Below are 17,715 nucleotides of genomic sequence, written 5' to 3'. Positions count from 1 at the left end.
AGCGCAGACAATCGAGCCGGGCGGTTTATTCCACGGGGTGCGAAGCCGCGCTGCCGGCCACGGCCACCGGCGGCAGCGGCGTGGCGGCCTGCTCGAACGCCTCGGCCGCGTGCAGCAGGTCCAGGTCGCCGTGCAGCGGCGCCACCAGCTGCAACCCGAGGGGCAGGCCATCCGTCCCCAATCCACAGGGCACGCTGATCGCCGGGTGCCCGGTCAGGTTGAACAGCATGGTCCACGGATACCAGTGGGCGCGGATGTCCTCATAGGCGCGGCCATCGATGTCGAGCGTGTCGAAGATGTCGGTGCCCAGCGGCAAGGCGGTGCGCGACATCGTCGGCATCGCCAGCAGGTCGGCCTGGCCGAACAGCGCCTGCACCTGGCGGTAAAGCGTGGTGCGGGCGAACATGGCCTCCTGGTACTGCTGCGCGCTGAACTGCGCGGCCGAGGCGACCTGGCGCTGGAACGTGGGGCTGTAGGCGTGCGGCTCGCGCGCGATCAGCGGCAGGAAGCGCGTGCGCCAGACCGTGTGGTTGATGACGCGCCAGACCGGCTCGATATCGAAGGCGGCGCCGTCAAACGGCTCCACCTGCGCGCCCACGTCGGCCAGGCGCGCCAGCGCCGCCTCGAACACGCGGCGCGCATCGGCGGCCACCGGCCGCCCGGGCGGCGCGAGACAGTAGCGGATGCGCTTGCCGCGCAACGCCTCGGCGCGGGCGACAGCGCCGTAGTCCGCCGCCGGCACACCCAGCGACCAGGGGTCGCAGGCATGCGGCCCGGCCATGGCCGCCATCATCAACCGGGTATCCGCGACCGTGCGCGTGGTGGGCGTGACGTAGGTCTGGTTGCCGATGGCGTCCTGCGCCTGGCTGTGGGGAATCGCGCCCAGGCTCTGCTTGAAGCCGACCACGCCGTTGCACGCGGCGGGGATGCGGGTGGAGCCGCCGCCATCGGTGGCCACGGCCAGCGCGGTGATGCCTGCCGCCGTCGCGGCCGCCGCCCCGCCGCTCGACCCGCCGCAGGTGCGGTCCAGGTTCCACGGGTTGCGGGTATGGCCGAACAGCGGCGAGTCGGTCATCGACTTGGAGCCGAACTCGGGCGTGGTGGTCTTGCCGATCAGGATCGCGCCCTGCGCGCGCAGGCGCGCCACCGCGACCGCATCCTCGGCCGGCACGTTGTCGCGGAACGGCACCGCGCCGAACGTGGTCCTGACGCCCGCGGTATTGACCAGATCCTTCACCGTGAGCGGCAGGCCGTGCAGCAGGCCCACCGGCTCGCCGCGCATCAGGGCCGCCTCGGCGGCGCGGGCCTCGTCCATGGCACGCTCGAAGCACAGCGTGATGAAGCAGTTCAGCAGCGGCTGCAGCCGCTGCGCCCGCGCGAGCGCCGCGCCCACCAGTTCCACTGGCGACACGGACCGGTCACGGATGCGGCGCGCGGCCTCGACCGCGCTCAACGCGCAAAGGGAATCGTCCATGGATGCGCCGCCTATTCGTCGAAGGCGATGCCGGCGGCCTTGACGATCGGCGCCCAGTGCGCGCGCTCCACGCCGATGCGACGCTTGGCCTCCTGCGCGTCCCGCGGCTCGACCACGAAGCCGGCGGCCTGCAGCCGTTCGATCAATGCGGGCTGCTTGCCGGCGGCGACAAAGGCCTGCTCCAGGCTCGCCACGGTGGCGTCCGGCGTGGCGGCCGGCGCATAGATGCCGTACCAGCTGGCGGCATGCTGGTACTGCGGGAAGCCCTGCTCCAGCAAGGTCGGCACGTCCGGCAGCATGGGCAGGCGGCGGCCGCCCGCCACGCCCAGGAACTTGATCTTGCCGGCGTTGTACAGCGGCAGCATGCTGGCCACGGCATCCCAGCCCATGGAGACCTCGCCGCCGGCCACGTCCACCAGCATCGGCGCCGCGCCGCGATACAGCACGGGCACGACCTCCAGGCCGTTCTGGCCGCCCATCTCGATCGTGCCCAGCTGGCCGGGGCTGCCTTGCGTCGCCAGGCCCAGGGTCGCCTTGGCGCGCGCCTGCCGGGCCCATTTCACATACTCGGCCATGCCGCCATAGGGTTGCGTGGCGCCCGCGACCGCAGCGGTGGGCACGTCCGCCAGCAACGCCACCGGACGCAGGTCATGGTCCGGGTCGTATCCCAGCTTGCGGTAGGTCAACGGGAAGATCACGAACATCGGCGACGACCCGAGGTACAGCGTCAGGCCGTCCGGCTTGGCGCGCTTGACCACGTCGAAGCCCAGCCGTCCCGAGGCGCCGGGGCGGTTCTCGACGATGACGTTGCCATAGCCCGCCGTCTGCAATTGCTCGGCATAGGCGCGGGCCACGGCGTCGGCCGCGCCGCCGGCGGCGTAACCGACCACCAGCCGCACAAGCTTGTCGCCGCCGGCCGGCGTCTGGGCCAGGACGTGGGAGGGCAGGCCTGCCGTCGTCGCGACGGCTAGGAGGAAGGCGAGCAAGCGGGTGCGGTCAAACATGGCGTTCTCCTTGTGCGCCTATGATCGGGCCGGCTGGGGTTACCGTATAGTGAATTATTCGCTCAAGGGGTTGAGAAAATGGTCAAGCCGCCAACCGTCGAATCGCTGGCCGCGCGCCTGAAGCTGCGGCACCTGCAGATCGCGCTGGCGCTGCGCGACGCGCCCTCGGCCAAAGAGGTCGCGACGGCGGCCAACGTCAGTGAATCCGCCGTCTCCAAGACCCTGGCTGAACTGGAATCTCAGCTGGGCTTCAAGCTGTTCGAGCGCGTTGGCAACGCCAGGCGCCTGACGGAAATGGGCCGCCAGGTCCTGCCGATGATGGAGCTGGTGCTGGCGCAGGCGCGCGGCCTGGCCCAGAGCGTCATGGACGTGCGCGACGGCCGCCAGGGCGACCTGCGCATCGGCGTGGCCACCGACATGGGCAAGCTCAGTCTGGCGCCCTTGATCCATGCCTTCAACCAGGCGCGGCCGGGCGTCGCGCTCGACGTGCAGTCCGGCGGCTATCGCGCCATGGCCGATCTGCTGCTCGACGACAAGCTGGACGCGCTGGTGTGCTACGACAGCGCCGAACTGATCGCCTCCGGCCTGGGCCGCCTGCGCCTGGTGCCGCCGCAGCCGCTGGTGGTGGTGGCCAACGCCAGGCTGTCACCGTTGGCCGGCAAGCGCCGGCTGACGCTCAAGGACCTGCACGGGCAGCCCTGGTGCAAGCCGCGTCCGGGCACGATGATGCACGATCGGCTGACCGCGTTGTTCCTGGCCGGCGACCTGGGCCTGCCGCCTCTCGGCATCCAGGCAAGCGACCTGTTGCTCACCGACGAGTTCATCCGCGGCACGGATTACCTGGTGATGCTGCCGCTGGCGGCGGCGCAGCGCCTGACCGCCTCGGACAACGCCGTGATCCTGCCGGTTGACCTGCGGGCGCACAACCCACCCACCATGCTGGCATGGCAACGCGCCGCCGAAGGGCAGCCCACGCTGCAACAGTTCCTGCGTTTCTGCGACGAACAAGTATCTGTAGGAAATACCTAAGAATCTTTATACAATTCTTTTCGTCCCCGCCCGGCGCGGGCTCCCGAGCGACTTTCCGTCATGAGCCGTCCCGATCCCCTGTTCGTCCAATCCCTGGCCAAGGGCTTCGAATTGCTGGAAGCCTTTGCCAACCACCCGTCCACCATGAGCATGAACGAGCTCATGGAGATCACCGGCTTCGACCGCAGCACCACGCAGCGCATGACGCATACGCTGGTGACGCTCGGCTACCTGGAACGCGGCGCCGGCGGCAAGGGCTACACGCCGGGCAAGAAGATCCTGCAGCGCAGCTTCGACTACATGCGCAGCGTGCCGCTGCTGGAGCGCGCCACGCCGCTGATTGCCGAGATGCAGCGCGAGACCAACGAGCGCGTCGAGCTGAGTCTGTTCAACGACCTGTTCATCATTTTCGCGCTGCGCCGCCAGACCAAGCGCCAGACCTTCAGCAGCACGCTGGCCGGCCGCGACCTGCCCATGGTGCAGACGGCCGGCGGCCGCGCCATCATGTCGCACCTGCCGGACGACGAGGTCGAGGACATCCTGGCGCGCTCGGCCGACATGCCGCGCGCCACCATCCCCACCACGCCCAAGACCGACAACGATCCCGACCGCATCCGCGCGCTGGTGCGGCAGGCGCGCCATGACGGCTACGCCACCGCGATCGAGGAAAGCCTGCTGGGCGAACTGAACCTGGCCACCGCCATCCTGGACCACCGCCACCGCCCGGTGGCGGCCATCCAGATCGCCGGGCTGGTGTCCGAATGGGCTTCGCCCGAGGAATTCGCGCGGCGCTATTCGCCGCTGCTGATGACCGCCGCGCGCGCGCTGAGCGGCAAGGTCGGCATGTCCTGACGGCCCGCCAGGGGCCGCCGGGACCGCCGGCCGCCCCTCAGTTGCCGCGCCAGAACAGCGGCAGCGGCGCCGCCACCATGTCCTTGAACTTGGCGTCGTAGGCCTTGAACTCCGAATAGCCGCCCAGCGGCACGAACATCACCTGCTCATAGGCGCGCTGCTGGATCTCGGTGGCGATGCGCTTGCGGTCATCCTGGCTCGACACCGATTCGAATTCGGCGCGCAGCTGCTGGATCCGCTCGTCGCGGGTCCAGCCGGGATAGCCGCCGTCGCCGCGCCCGTCCAGGTTGGGGTTCACGATCGGGTTGAGCAGGTCCATGCTGGTCAGGCTGGAATGGAAGATGCTCCAGCCGCCATCGGCCAGCGGCGCGTCCTTGCCGCGCCGCGACAGCAGCGTGGCCCAGTCCATCGACTGCACCTCGACGTTCATGCCGATGGCGCGCAACGCCTGCGCGGTGACTGGCGCCAGTCCCGACAGGCTGCGCACGTCGGTCGGATGCAGCACCACGATCTTCTCGCCGGCATAGCCGCTCTCCTTCAGCAGGGCGCGGGCCCGCGCCAGGTCGACGGGCTTCGTCTGCGTCGCGCCGACTTCCGTCTGGTAGGCCGAGAGACAGCTGAGCATGGCGCCGCACAGCTTGTAGAACTTCGGGTCGCCCAGCGAGGCGTCCAGGTAGTCCGCCTGGTACAGCGCGGCCAGCACCGCGCGGCGCACCTTGACGTTGTCCAGCGGCGGCTGCTTCCAGTTCATGCGCAGCGTGTAGGTCTCGGTGCTCTCGCCGTAGCTGCGCACGGTCACGTTCCTGACGCCCTCCAGCTGCGGCAGCAGGTCCGGCGCGACGTTCTCGACGAAGTCGATCTCGCCCTGGCGCAACGCATTCACCGCGGTCTGCGCGTCCGGCACGTTGACGACGTCGATGCGGTCGAACAGCGCCACCTTGCCGCCGGCGAAGCGGCTGGCCGGCTCCTGGCGCGGCACGTAGTCCGTGTTCTTCAGGTAGACGGCCTTCACGCCCGCCTGGAATTCGCCCGCCACGAACTTGTAGGGCCCCGAACCGATGGTCTCCTTGATGGCCTCGGACGCCGGGGTCCGGGCGATGCGACTGGGCATGATGAACGGCACCGGCGAGCCCGGCTTGGCCAGCGCGTCCAGCAACAGGCCATAGGGCTGCTTGAGCACGATGCGGAAGGTGTCGGGCGTCGGGCTGTCCATGCGCTCGGTGACCGCCGCCAGGCGCGTGCCCAGCGGGTCGCGCTGCGCCCAGCGGGCCAGCGAGGCCACCACGTCCTCCCCGGTGACGGGCACCCCGTCATGGAACTTCAAACCCGGACGCAGCGTGAACACATAGGTCAGCTTGTCCGGCGACACGGTCCAGCTCGCCACCATCTGCGGCTGCGGCCGCGAGGCCGCGTCCAGCGAGAACAGCGTGTCGTACACCAGATAGCCATGATTGCGGGTGATGTAGGCGTTGGTCAGCACCGGATCCAGCACGCGCAGCGGCGCGTGCATCACGACCTTGGCATTGACGGGATCGGCCTGCGCCGCGCTCAGGGGCAATGCCGCCGCGATGGCCGTCAGCACGGCCGCGATCAAACCACGTTGTCTCATTTTCTTGTCCTGATGGGGAGTAAGGAGGGAACAGCGGGCGTAGCAAGGAGCCGCATGGCGCCGATCCCGACGGCCACGCGCTCCGACAACAAGGATTCAGCCGTCCAGCGCCTCGATCGCGCGCGACAGCGCGCCGTCGCCGATGGCGATGCCGCAGGCGCGCAGCGCGGCCTCGACCCCGGCCAGCGCGCCCAGCGCCATGGCGGGATGCACGTCGCCGAGATGGCCGATGCGGAACATGCGGCCGGCGTACGGCCCCAGCCCGCCCGCCACCGCCACGTGGAAGCGCTCGCGGGCAACGGTGCGCATGGCCTCGATATCGACGCCGGGCTGCACGGCGATGGTGGTGACCGACACCGCGCGCGCCGCCGGGTCGGCGACGAACAGCGACAGCGCCCCGGCCCGCGACCAGGCGTCGACGGCGGCATGCACCGCCGCGGCCACCCGGCGGTGGCGCGCGAACACCGCGTCCTCGCCTTCGGCCGCGATCAGCCCGAGCGCGGCGCGCAGGCCGGCCAGCAGGCCCTGCGGCGGCGTGCCGCAGAACTTGCGGTACAGCAGGTCGCTCTTGCGCTTGTTCCAGTCCCAATAGGCGCGCGGCGCGGGATTGTCGCGGGCGACCTGCAGGGCGCGCGCGTCGACGGCCGTGAACGACAGTCCGGGCGGCCCCATCAGCGCCTTCTGCGACGCGCCGATGGCCACGTTCACGCCCCACTCGTCCATGCGGAACGGCGTGGCCCCGAGCGAGGCGATCACGTCGGCCACCAGCAGCGCCGGATGGCCGCTGGCGTCCATCGCCCGGCGCACCGCCGCGATATCGCTGGTGACGCCGCTGGCCGTGTCGGTGTGCACCGCGAACACCGCGACGATGCGGCGTTCGGTGTCGGCACGCAGCGCCGCCTCGACCAAGGCGGGGTCCAGCGCCTGCCCCGGCCGCGTGGGCGTGCGCAGCGCCTCGACGCCCAGCGCCTCCGCGTGCACCGCCCAGGCCTCGGCGAAATGGCCGCTGCCCGCCACCAGCACCCGCGCGCCAGGCGCGGCCAGGTTGACGATGGTGGCCTCCCAGGCGCCGTGGCCGTTGGCCGCGTACATCAACACGTCCGCCTGGCCGGTGCCGAGCAGCCGCGCCAGGCCGCGCTCGCAATCGGCGATCAGCGTCGCCAGGCGCGGATCGGACAGGTCCATGCACTGGCGCGCCATCGCCTCGCGCACCGCATCGGGCACGTGCGTGGGGCCGGGGGTATGCAGAAACTGCGGGCCGGCCAGGAAGCCGCGCTCCGTCGTCAGGCTGTCTTTCATGTGGGTGTCTCCTGGTCCGGTTCCAGCAGCCGTCGCGCGGCGCTCCAGACGCGTTGGGTATAGATGGGCGCCGTGGGCCGCTCGTACTGGCCGGCGGTGCGTTCGCACACCGCCTCGGACGGCAGGACCAGCGGCGCGCCGCAGGACTGCGCCTTGACCTGCGCCTGGCAGGCGCGCTCCAGGTAATAGATGTTGACGAACGCCTCGGCCACCGACGACCCGGCGGCCAGCAGGCCGTGGTTGCGCAGGATCATGGCCTTGTGCGGCCCGAGGCTGGCGACCAGGCTCTCGCGCTCCTCCAGATCGAGCGCGATGCCCTGGTAGTCGTGGTAGCCCAGCCGCTTGTAGAAGCGCAAGGCGTGCTGGGTGATGGGCAGCAGGCCGTCGCGCTGGCAGGCCACGGCGATGCCGTCGGCGGTGTGCGTGTGCACCACGCAGGCCAGGTCATGGCGCGCGGCATGCACGGCCGAATGGATGGTGAAACCGGCGGCGTTGACCACCTGGCTCTCGGCATCGCCCGGGTCCACCGGGTTGCCGTCCAGGTCGATTTTCACCAGGTCCTGCGGCCGCATCTCATGGAACAGCACGCCATAGCGGTTGATCAGGAAATGCGGCTTGTCGCCAGGCACGCGCGCGCTGATGTGGGTATCGATCAGGTCCGTCATGCGAAAGTGCGCGACCAGGCGGTACAACGCCGCCAGTTCATCGCGCACCCGGGCTTCTTCTTGGTTCATGGATCGCTCCGGTTGGGGTCAGGCCCTGGCGTGCAGCCAGCGCGCCGTGTCGTCGAAGGCCTCGCCCGCGACGTCGGCGATCGACACCGCCTCGAGGAAGCTGTGGGCGGTGCCGGGGTAGACCTTGGCGGCGACGTCCACCTCGGCCGCGCGCAGCTTGCGCTCCAGCTCGACGCTGTCGTCGTGCAGCGGATCGCACTCGGTCACCACCATCCACACCGGCGGCAGCGCCTTCAGGTCGGCGCGCAGGATGTCCACGCGCGGATCGAAGAAGTCCTTGCCGTGGCGGATGTGCATGCCGCGGAACCAGATCATCATGTGCAGCGACAGGCCGTAGTCGCCGGCGCCGTAGCGCACCACCGAATTGCGGAACAGGTTGCTGCCGAAGCCGCCGTAGTTCAGCACCAGGCCCTTGATCAGCCGCGGCTGGCCTTCGTCGCGCAGCGTCAGCGCCGTGCCCATCGACAGGTTGGCGCCGGCCGAGTCGCCGCCGACGAACAGCTGGTCGGCGTCGATCTCCAGCGCCTCCGCGCGGGCGACGACCCAGCGCACCACGTCCACGCATTCCTCCAGCGGCTGCGGGAACTTGGCCTCCGGCGCGCGGGTGTAGTCCACGCCGACCACCACCACGCCCGCGCGCTCGGCGTACTCGCGCATCACGCGGTCGTGCGTGTCGATGCTGAACAGCACGAAGCCGCCGCCGTGGATGTAGATGAAGGCGCCGGGCAGGCGGCGCTCGGCCGGATAATAGACGCGCACGCGCACGTCGCCGTGGCGCGTGGCCACCTGGTGTTCCTCGGTGCGAGCCATGGCGGGGCCGCCTTGCGCCCAGGGCAGGCGCACTTTCTCGGCGTTGGCGCGGCCCTGCTCGATCGACAGCGTGTCGCGGCGCGGATACTGCGCCGCGTCCGCCGCCATGCGCCGCAGGAACTCGGCGATCTGCGGATCCAGGGGAGCCGGCGAACCGGTGGGAATGGTGAAGGCGGGATCTTCGAAGTGCATGGAGCGTCTCGTGGTCTGGGGGTCTGTGGGGAAATGGAAGGGCGGGATCAGTAACCGCGCGCGGGGTCCACGGTGTTGGCCAGCGCCGCGCCCTGGCCCAGCCGCCGGATGTTGGCGACGACCTGTTCGGCCACGGTGGCCGCCGCGGGCATCGTCGCCATGTGCGGCGTGACGATCACGCCGGGCGTGGACCACAGCGGATCGGTCGGCGCCAACGGCTCGTGCGCGAACACGTCGAGCACCGCGCCGCGCAGCTGGCCGCTGGCCAGCGCCTCGATCAGGTCGGGCGCGACCAGGTGCTCGCCGCGCCCGCAGTTGACCACCGCGGCGCCGCGTGGCAACGCGGCGAAGGTCTCGCGATTGAGGATGCCGCGGGTGGCGTCGGTGAGCGGCACCAGGCAGATCAGCACGTCGGTGTCGGCCAGGAATTGGGCGAAGCCCGCCTCGCCGGCATAGGTCCGCACGCCATCGAGCAGACGCGGGCGGCGCGACCAGCCGTTGACGCGGTAGCCCATGCCGGGCAGCACGGCGGCGATGGCGCTGCCCAGCTCGCCCAGCCCCATCAGGCCCACGCGGCATTCCGAGGCGGGCGTCTGCGGCGGCCGCTGCCAGCGCGCCTGGCGCTGGTTGGCGAGCGCCACGTCGAGCTTGCGGTGGAACGTCAGCACGCACCACAGCACGTACTGCAGCATGCCCTGCGCCAGTTGCGGATCCACCACCCGGCACACCGGCAGGCCGCGCGTGCGCTGGCCGTCGAGCAGGTTGTCGACGCCGGCGGCGATGCTGTGGATCAGCTTCAGGTTGGGCATGTCGTCGTAGACGCCGACCGGCGGGTTCCAGCACACCGCGACGTCGGCCTCCAGGCTGCGCGGGTCGGGCCAGACGGCCACGTCCAGCGCCGGGTCCAGGCCCTGCAACAGCGGCTGGAAGTAAGACAGGTTGGCCGACCGGCTCAACAGGGCAACGCGTGTCATCGTCAAAGGTTCCTTCAGGCGCCGGCCAGCGACAGGGCCGGGGCGCGGCTGCCCAACCCGTCCTTGCCGGGAATGGCGGCCAGCAGCTCCTGCGTGTAGCCGCAGCCGGGCCGGGTGAAAATCTGCTCGGCCGGGCCGATCTCCATGACGCGGCCGCGCTGCATCACGGCGATGCGGTGGCACAGCCGGGCCGCCACCCGCAGGTCGTGGGTGATGAAGATCATGCTCAGGTCGAGCTGTTCGCGGATCCGCTCCAGCAGGTCCAGGATCTGCGCCTGCACCGACACGTCCAGCGCCGACACCGCCTCGTCGGCGATCAGGATCTCCGGCTCCATCATCAGGGCGCGCGCGATCGAGATGCGCTGGCGCTGGCCGCCGGAGAACTCATGCGGATAGCGCTCCAGCGCGCTCGGATCGATGCTGACCAGCGCCAGCATGTCGCGCATGCGCGCCTCTACCCGGGCGCGGTCCTCGCCATAGTTCATCGGGCCCTCGGCCAGCGTGGCCGCGATGGTCAGGCGCGGGTTGAAGGACCGGTACGGGTCCTGGAACACCATCTGGATGCGCTTGCACCACTCGCGCCACGCGGCCCGCGACAGACGCGAGACGTCCTGCCCGTTCATGACGATGCGGCCGGACGTGGGCCGGGCGAAATGCGCCAGGCAGCGGCCCAGCGTGGTCTTGCCGGAGCCGGATTCGCCGACGATGCCCAGGGTCTCGCCGCGCGCCAGCGACAGCGACACGCCATCGAGCGCGTTCACCTCGCGGCGCTTGGCCTTGAACAGGCTGGACGTCACGAAGCGCATGCCGAGGTTTTCCACCGCGATGACCGGATCGCCGCCGGCCAGCGGCGCGCCCGCGCCGAAATGGCCCTTGGGCACCGCGTCGATCAGCTTGCGGGTGTAGGCATGGCGCGGGTTGGCCAGCACCTCGGCGGCGGTGCCGGCCTCGACGATGCGGCCCTGCTGCATGACGATGACGCGGTCGGCGATCTCGGCCACCACGTCGAAGTCGTGGGTGATGAACAGGATGCCGGTATCGTGGCGCTCGCGCAGGCCGTGCAGCAGGCGCAGCACCTGCGCCTGCGAGGTCACGTCCAGCGCGGTGGTGGGCTCGTCGGCGATGATCAGCGCCGGCTCCAGCGCCAGCGCCATGGCGATCATCACGCGCTGGCGCTGGCCGCCGGAAAGCTGGTGCGGATAGGCGTGCCGCAAGGTCTCGGGCGACGGCAGGCGCATGTCGGCAAGCAGCGCCAGCACGCGCTGGTCGATCTCGCGGCGCGACAGCGACGGGCCGTGGAACTGGAAGATTTCCGCGATCTGGTCGCCGACCTGCATCAGCGGGTTGAGCGCGGTCATGGGTTCCTGGAAGATCATGGCCATGCGGTCGCCGCGCAGCTCGCGCAGTTCGGCCAGCGGCGCGCGGGTGATGTCGCGGCCGGACAGCAGGATCTGGCCGCTTTCCAGCGTCAGCACGTTCTTGGGCAGCAGGCCCATGACGGCGCTGGCCGTCACCGACTTGCCCGAGCCCGACTCGCCGACGATGCAGACGATCTCGCGCGGGCCGACGGTCAGGTTGATGCCTTCGGCGGCATAGCGGCGGTCGCCCGCGCCGGGCAGGCTGACCTTGAGGTCGCGGATTTCCAGGATGGGTGCGGAGGACATGTGCATCAGCCCTTGCGTTGCCGCGCCATGCGCGGGTCCAGGCGGTCGCGCAGCGCGTCGCCGAACAGGTTCACGGACAGGATCAGCAGCGCCAGGTAGATGCCCGGGAACAGGACGATCCACGGCGCGCGCTGGAAGAACGGGCGGCCCTCGGAAATGATGCTGCCCAGGCTCGGGATCTCGGGCGGAAAGCCCAGGCCCAGGAAGCCCAGCACCGCCTCGATCAGGATGGCCGAGGCGCAGATGAACGTGGCCTGCACCACCAGCGGGTTGATGGTGCTGGGCAGCACGTGGCGCCACAGCACCCGCCAGGTGCGCGTGCCCATGCCGAGCGAGGCTTCCACGTAGGGCTCCTCGCGCACCGACAGCACCACGCTGCGCACCAGCCGCGCCACCCGCGGAATCTCGGGAATGGCGATCGCGGTCACCATGGTCGGGATGGTCGCGCCGCCCAGCGCCACCATGGCGATGGCCAGCAGCAGGCCGGGAATCGCCATGATGCCGTCGATGATGCGCATGACGATCGCGTCCAGCCCGCGGAAGTAGCCGGCCAGCAGGCCCAGCAGCAGGCCCGCGCAGATCGAGATCACGCTGACCAGCGCCGCCAGCGTGATCGACAGCCGGCCGCCGTACAGCACCCGCGAGAACAGGTCGCGGCCGAGCGAATCGGTGCCCAGCCAGAAATCGGCGCTGATCGGCTTCAGGCGCAACCGCGGCGCCAGCGCGGCCGGGTCGTGCCAGGTGATGAGCGGCGCCAGCATCGACAGGCCGACCAGCGCCACCAGCAGCGTCAGCCCGGCCAGCATCAGCGGATCGCGCGCCAGCACCGGCCAGAAGGAACGGGGATGAACCAGGGTGTTCGTATTCATGGAGATCCGGCCTCAGTAGCGGATGCGCGGATCGAGCACCACGTACAGCAGGTCGATCGCCAGGTTGATGAAGACGTACACGAACGAGAAGAACAGGATCGTGCCCTGCACCACCGGATAGTCGCGCGCCAGCACGGCGTCGACGATCAGGCGGCCGACGCCGGGGATGTTGAAGATGGTCTCGGTCACCACCACGCCGCTGATCAGCGTGGTGAGGGCCAGGCCGATCACCGTCACGATCGGCACCGCCGCGTTGCGCAGCGCGTGGCGGTACAGCACGTAGCGTTCGGGCACGCCCTTGGCCCGCGCGGTGCGCACGAAGTCCTCGCCCAGCACCTCCAGCATGCTGCCGCGGGTGATGCGCGTGATCAGCGCCACGAACACCGTGGCCAGCGTCACGGTCGGCAGCACCATGTGGTACAGGAAGGTGCCGAAGCCGGCCGCCAGGCCCGCGTAACCCTGCACCGGCAGCCAGTTCAGCTTGACCGAGAACACCAGGATCAGCAGGTAGCCGACGACGAAGGCCGGCACCGAGAACGCCAGCACCGTCACCGCCAGCGTCACCCGGTCGATCAGCCGCCGGTGCCACCAGGCCGAGAACACCCCCAGCGGAATCGCCGCGCAGACCGTCAGCAGGATGGCGCACAGCGCCAGCGCCAGGGTCGGGCCGAGCCGCTGGCCGATCAGCGTGGCCACGGGCTCGCGGGAAATGATGGATGCGCCCAGGTCGCCCTTGAGCAGCGCGCCCATGGCCAGCGCGTACTGCGTCAGCAGCGGCTGGTCCAGCCCCATCTGCGCGCGCACCTCGCTCACCGCCTGCTCGCTGGCCATGTCGCCGGCGATGATGCGGGCCGGATCGCCCGGCGCCAGCCGCAGCAGCAGGAACACCACCGTGGCCACCACCAGCATGACCGGGATGGCGGCCAGCAATCGCTTGAAGATCAGATTCAGCATGACGATTCCCCGGCGCTACTTCGGCGAGGTCCAGAACAGGGGAATCGGCGCATCCACCATGTCGGCGAACTTGGCGTCGTAGCCCTTGAACTTGGAATAGCCGCCCAGGGGAACGTAGATCACCTGCTCATAATTGCGGCGCTGGATCGCGGCGGCCGCCTCGCGGCGCGCGTCCTCGGTCTTGGCCTGGGCGAACTGGTCGCGCAGGCGCTCCATCTCGGCGTCGTGGGTCCAGCCGGGATAGGTCGAGTCGGCGCGGCTGTCCAGGTTCGGGTTGGCCACCGGCGAGGTCAGGTCCAGGCTGGAGAGGTTCGACTGGAAGATGCTCCAGCCGCCCTGCGCCACCGGCTCCTTCTTGCTGCGGCGGCTGAGCAGCGTGGCCCAGTCCATCGACTGGATCTCGACGTTCATGCCGATGCTGCGCAGGGCCTGCGCGGTGACCGGCGCGATGTTGGCGAAGATCGGCAGGTCGGTCGGGTGCAGCACCACCACCTTCTCGCCCGCGTAGCCGCTTTCCTTGAGCAGCTGGCGCGCGCGCGCCAGGTCGGGCGCCTGGGTCTGCGTCGCGCCGTCTTCCGAGGCATAGGGCGAGACACAGGTCAGCACCGCGCCGCAGACCTGGTAGATCGCCGGATCGCCGATCTGCGCGTCCAGGTAATCGACCTCGCTCAGCGCCGCCAGCGCGGCGCGGCGCACCTTGACGTTGTCGAACGGCGGCTGCAGCCAGTTCATGCGCAGCGTGAACATGTTCGAGTTCTTGCCATACGACTTCAGGGTGATGCCCTTGGCGTCCTTGAGTTGCGGCATCAGGTCCGGCGGCACGTCTTCCATGAAGTCGATCTCGCCGTTGCGCAGCGCGTTCACGGCGGTCTGGCTGTCCGGGATGTTCACCAGTTCGAGCCGGTCGATCTTGGCCAGCTTGCCGCCGGCGAAGGCGCTGGCGGGCTCCTGGCGCGGCACGTAGTCGGCGAACTTCACATAGGTGGCCTTCACGCCCGCCTGGAAGTCGGCCTGCACGAATTTGTAGGGGCCGGAGCCGATCACCTCGGTGATCGCCTGCGAGGCCGGCACGGACGCGATGCGCCGCGGCATGATGAACGGCACCGGCGAGCTTTCCTTGGCCAGCGATTCCAGCACCAGGCCATAGGGGGCACTCAGCTTTAGCGTGAAGGTGTCGGCGGCCGGCGCGGCCAGCGCCGCCGTCACGCTTTTCAGGCGGTTGCCGATGGTCGGGTCGCCAGCCTCCCAGCGCTGCAGCGACGCCACCACGTCGGCCGCGGTGACCGGCGCGCCGTCGTGGAACGTCAGGCCCGGCCGCAGCTTGAAGGTGTATTCCAGCCCGTCCGCCGACACCGTCCAGGACGCCACCATCTGCGGTTGGGGATGGCCCGTCGCGTCCATCGAGAACAGTGTGTCGTACACCAGATAGCCGTGGTTGCGCGTCACGTAGGCCGAGGTCAGGATCGGGTCGAGCACGCGCAGCGGCGCGTGCATCACGAACCGGGCGGTGGTCTGCGCCTGGCTGGCGCCCGGCACGGCCGCGAGCGGCGCCGCCACGGCCAGCAGCAGTGCGGCGGAAAACAGGATGGATCGCTTCATTTCTTCCCCTTGTATGGTGTGGAACGACGCTGCCGCCCGCGCGGCGCGCCGCGATGCGGATCAGGGCAGCAGGATCTGCCGACCGGCCCAGGGCGCCGCGCGTTCGAGCTCGGCCGCCAGCCGCAGGATCTGGTCCTCGCGGCCAAAATGCCCGATCAGCTGGCTGGCCACCGGCACGCCCGCGGCCGTCCAGTCCAGCGGCAGGCTGGCCGCCGGCTGGCCCGAGGCATTGATCACCGCCAGGAAGGTCGCGTAGCGCGACACCTTTTCGCGGAACGCCCAGAACCCGCCTTCCAGCGCCAGGTCGCCCAGCACCGCCGGCAGCTGCGCCAGCGTCGGCGTCAGCACCAGGTCGACGCCCGTCATGGCCGACTCGATGGCGCGGCCGATCGCATGGAAGCGGTTGATCGAATCCACGTACTGCGTGGACGACAGCCCGCGCCCGATCGACAGCCCGTCGCGGATCACCGGCTCCAGGTCATCGTCGCGCAGGTCGCGGCCCAGCGCGGCCAGCCGCGCCTGCACCGCCAGCACGATGTTGGTGGCCAGCACCGTGCCGTGGGCGCGCACGAATCCGGAATAGTCCAGGTCGGGCAGCGGCGCCTCCACCACCTCGTGACCCAGTTCGCGGCACAGCCGCGCGGTGCGGTCGACGGCGGCCAGGCATTCCGGCGCGATGGCGATGCCGTTCCAGGCCTGCCGCCAGACGGCGATGCGCAGCGGTTCGCGGCGCTGCTCGCGCACCGAGTCCAGGTACGAGCCGGGCTGCGGCGGCGCGGCGTAGGGCGCGCCCGGCGCGTAGCCGCCGATGCCGTCCAGCGCCGCCGCCGTGTCGCGCACGCTGCGGGTGATGACGCCCTCGCAGGCCATGCCGCCCCAGCCTTCGCCGCGCGCCGGCCCCATCGGCACCCGGCCGCGGCTCGGCTTCAGGCCGAACACGCCGCAGCAGGCCGCGGGAATGCGGATCGAACCGCCGCCGTCGCTGCCATGCGCCACCGGCACGATGGCCGCGGCCACCGCCGCCGCCGCGCCGCCGCTGGAGCCACCGACCGAGCGGTCCAGCGCGCGCGGGTTCAAGGTCGCGCCGCCATTGCGGCGGGCTTCGGTGGACGGCCCCATGCACAGTTCCGACACCGTGGTGCGGGCGAAGGGCACCAGCCCCGAGGCCTCGAAGCGCTCGGCCAGCGTGGCATCGAACGGGTACGACACGTCGTCGAACAGATGCGATCCCAGACTGGAAGGGAAGCGCCGGCTGGGTAGCCCCGAGTCCTTCAGCAGGAACGGGATGCCGCGGAAGATTCCGCGCTGGCGCCATTCGGCGGCCAGGGCCTTGCCCGTTTCCGGCTGCACGTAGGTCAACGCGTTCAGCGGCTTGCCGCGCCGCTCCGCCAGTTGCAAGGCGCAGTCCATCAACTCGGCGGGCTGCACTTCCTTGCGCGCCAGCAATGCCGCCAGATCCAGGCCGTCCAGCCCTTCGTACTCGTCAATCCGCATGCGGTTCCCCAGCTTGGACGGTCCTCGCACCCACCCGAATCGGGCGTCCGGCCGTCGATATTCATCTACGCCACAAGTATTGATTAGCAATACTTCGATAGCACATATAAATATTCTAGCCACGGATTCGCCGCGCAAGCAATGCGCCGCGGATCAGGGATTTCCCGTGCGCATCCCCCGCCAGGCGCGGCAGCGCCGCAGCCGGAACGAGGCGGCGCGCGCCCGCTGTTCCGCCTGCGGCGCGTTGTGTGAGGCGGCACGTTTACGCTACGATGATTAATTCTCATTTTCGATTCAAAGCCCGCGCCGCCAGCCGACGGCGCCGGCCCCCTCCCAGCCCTGATCCCGTGAGCGCCTCCGACTGCCCGACCCCTGCCGCCGCGCAGGCCCTCTATTGCGATCACCACCGCTGGCTGCGCAGCTGGCTGCACCGCCGGCTCGGCAATGCCGCCGACGCCGCGGATCTGGCGCATGACACCTTCATCCGGCTGCTGAGCAAGACGGTATTTCCCCGCTTCGGCAGCGTGGCGGAAGCCCGCGCCTATCTGCGCACGGTGGGCAACGCGTTGTGCGTGGATCTGTGGCGCCACCGCGAGGTCGAGCGCGCCTGGCTCGATGCGCTGGCCGCGCAACCCGAGCCGGTCACGGCCTCGGCGGAGCACCTGGCCATCGTCATCGAGACCCTGCTCGACATCGGCCGCATGCTGGGCCGCCTGCCGCACAAGGCCGCCGCCGCGTTCGTGATGGCGCAGGTCGATGGCATGCCGTATCGCGAGATCGCCGTCGAGCTGGGCGTTTCCGAACGCATGATCAAGAAGTACATGGCCCAGGCGATGCTGGAATGCGCGCTGATCGAAGCCGGATTGAAGGCTTGACCATGCTGGCCGGCGACGCGTCTTCCGTGCCCGCAGACAATGGCGACGACGCCGACGAGCGCGGCGTCACCGTCGAACATCTCAAGCAGGCCGCCGACTGGTACGCGACGCTGGGCGATGCGGCCGTCTCCGACCAGGAACGCGCCGCGTGGCGCGCCTGGCTCGCCGGCTCCCCCGCCCACGGCCAGGCGTGGCAACACATCGAGGCGGTCAGCCGCAAGTTCATGCCATTGCGGGAGACCAGCGCCGGCGGCGCCGCGGCCGCGGCGGGCGTCGCCGCCGC

The 17,715-nt window shown here is 70.2% G+C and carries 16 protein-coding genes; 4 read left to right on the top strand and 12 right to left on the bottom strand.

The features are described 5' to 3' along the window. Window positions 1-25: 25 nt before the first annotated feature. Both AOZ53_RS21895 and AOZ53_RS21890 read right to left on the bottom strand, forming a co-directional pair. Window positions 26-1,474: an amidase gene (locus AOZ53_RS21895; protein WP_054489305.1), complete on the bottom strand. Its 1,449-nt coding sequence runs from the start codon at window positions 1,472-1,474 to the stop codon at window positions 26-28. Between the two features lie 11 nt (window positions 1,475-1,485). Then, window positions 1,486-2,478 carry a Bug family tripartite tricarboxylate transporter substrate binding protein gene (locus tag AOZ53_RS21890; RefSeq protein ID WP_054489303.1) on the bottom strand — a complete coding sequence of 331 codons (993 nt, stop codon included), beginning with the start codon at window positions 2,476-2,478 and terminating at the stop codon, window positions 1,486-1,488. A gap of 78 nt (window positions 2,479-2,556) precedes the next feature. Between AOZ53_RS21890 and AOZ53_RS21885 the strand changes: the two genes are divergently transcribed. Together AOZ53_RS21885 and AOZ53_RS21880 are read left to right on the top strand one after the other, a co-directional pair. Next, window positions 2,557-3,507, top strand: a complete 951-nt coding sequence (locus AOZ53_RS21885; protein WP_054479196.1) for a LysR family transcriptional regulator — start codon at window positions 2,557-2,559, stop codon at window positions 3,505-3,507. Window positions 3,508-3,567: 60 nt separating this feature from the next. Then, a complete protein-coding gene (locus AOZ53_RS21880; protein WP_054428837.1) occupies window positions 3,568-4,359 on the top strand; it encodes an IclR family transcriptional regulator in 792 nt (263 codons plus the stop codon). Between the two features lie 37 nt (window positions 4,360-4,396). On the opposite strand, the gene AOZ53_RS21875 is transcribed toward AOZ53_RS21880, so the two are convergent. From AOZ53_RS21875 to AOZ53_RS21830, 10 genes are all read right to left on the bottom strand, one after another. Next, complete coding sequence (locus AOZ53_RS21875; protein ID WP_054489301.1) at window positions 4,397-5,968, bottom strand: ABC transporter substrate-binding protein; 1,572 nt, start codon at window positions 5,966-5,968, stop codon at window positions 4,397-4,399. A gap of 96 nt (window positions 5,969-6,064) precedes the next feature. Then, window positions 6,065-7,267, bottom strand: a complete 1,203-nt coding sequence (locus tag AOZ53_RS21870; protein ID WP_231690469.1) for a pyridoxal-phosphate-dependent aminotransferase family protein — start codon at window positions 7,265-7,267, stop codon at window positions 6,065-6,067. Then, window positions 7,264-8,001, bottom strand: coding sequence for a class II aldolase/adducin family protein (locus AOZ53_RS21865; RefSeq protein ID WP_054428839.1), 738 nt, complete (start codon window positions 7,999-8,001; stop codon window positions 7,264-7,266). The genes AOZ53_RS21870 and AOZ53_RS21865 overlap by 4 nt, the downstream gene beginning before the upstream one ends. A gap of 18 nt (window positions 8,002-8,019) precedes the next feature. Continuing rightward, window positions 8,020-9,003 carry an alpha/beta hydrolase fold domain-containing protein gene (locus AOZ53_RS21860; RefSeq protein WP_054428840.1) on the bottom strand — a complete coding sequence of 328 codons (984 nt, stop codon included), beginning with the start codon at window positions 9,001-9,003 and terminating at the stop codon, window positions 8,020-8,022. Window positions 9,004-9,050: 47 nt separating this feature from the next. Beyond that, on the bottom strand, window positions 9,051-9,977 hold the full coding sequence (locus AOZ53_RS21855) for a 2-hydroxyacid dehydrogenase (protein WP_054489299.1): 927 nt from the start codon (window positions 9,975-9,977) through the stop codon (window positions 9,051-9,053). A gap of 14 nt (window positions 9,978-9,991) precedes the next feature. Then, window positions 9,992-11,641, bottom strand: a complete 1,650-nt coding sequence (locus AOZ53_RS21850; protein WP_082380625.1) for an ABC transporter ATP-binding protein — start codon at window positions 11,639-11,641, stop codon at window positions 9,992-9,994. A 5-nt stretch (window positions 11,642-11,646) separates the two neighbouring features. Next, window positions 11,647-12,510, bottom strand: a complete 864-nt coding sequence (locus AOZ53_RS21845) for an ABC transporter permease (RefSeq protein WP_054428843.1) — start codon at window positions 12,508-12,510, stop codon at window positions 11,647-11,649. Window positions 12,511-12,522: 12 nt separating this feature from the next. Further along, window positions 12,523-13,464, bottom strand: a complete 942-nt coding sequence (locus tag AOZ53_RS21840) for an ABC transporter permease (RefSeq protein ID WP_054489297.1) — start codon at window positions 13,462-13,464, stop codon at window positions 12,523-12,525. Window positions 13,465-13,479: 15 nt separating this feature from the next. Next, window positions 13,480-15,063 carry an ABC transporter substrate-binding protein gene (locus AOZ53_RS21835; RefSeq protein ID WP_054428845.1) on the bottom strand — a complete coding sequence of 528 codons (1,584 nt, stop codon included), beginning with the start codon at window positions 15,061-15,063 and terminating at the stop codon, window positions 13,480-13,482. A 60-nt stretch (window positions 15,064-15,123) separates the two neighbouring features. Next, on the bottom strand, window positions 15,124-16,557 hold the full coding sequence (locus AOZ53_RS21830) for an amidase (RefSeq protein ID WP_054428846.1): 1,434 nt from the start codon (window positions 16,555-16,557) through the stop codon (window positions 15,124-15,126). 347 nt (window positions 16,558-16,904) lie between these two features. Between AOZ53_RS21830 and AOZ53_RS21825 the strand changes: the two genes are divergently transcribed. Next, on the top strand, window positions 16,905-17,432 hold the full coding sequence (locus AOZ53_RS21825) for a sigma-70 family RNA polymerase sigma factor (protein ID WP_054489295.1): 528 nt from the start codon (window positions 16,905-16,907) through the stop codon (window positions 17,430-17,432). Between the two features lie 2 nt (window positions 17,433-17,434). After that, a partial coding sequence (locus tag AOZ53_RS21820) for a DUF4880 domain-containing protein (protein ID WP_231690662.1) occupies window positions 17,435-17,715 on the top strand: 281 nt, incomplete at its 3' end.

Origin of the sequence: Achromobacter sp. 2789STDY5608621 (assembly GCF_001299375.1) — a bacterium.
In the GTDB taxonomy this organism is placed as follows: domain Bacteria; phylum Pseudomonadota; class Gammaproteobacteria; order Burkholderiales; family Burkholderiaceae_B; genus Achromobacter; species Achromobacter insuavis.
Note: the sequence above shows the minus strand (reverse complement) of the source record. Positions and strands in the feature narration are given on the sequence as shown.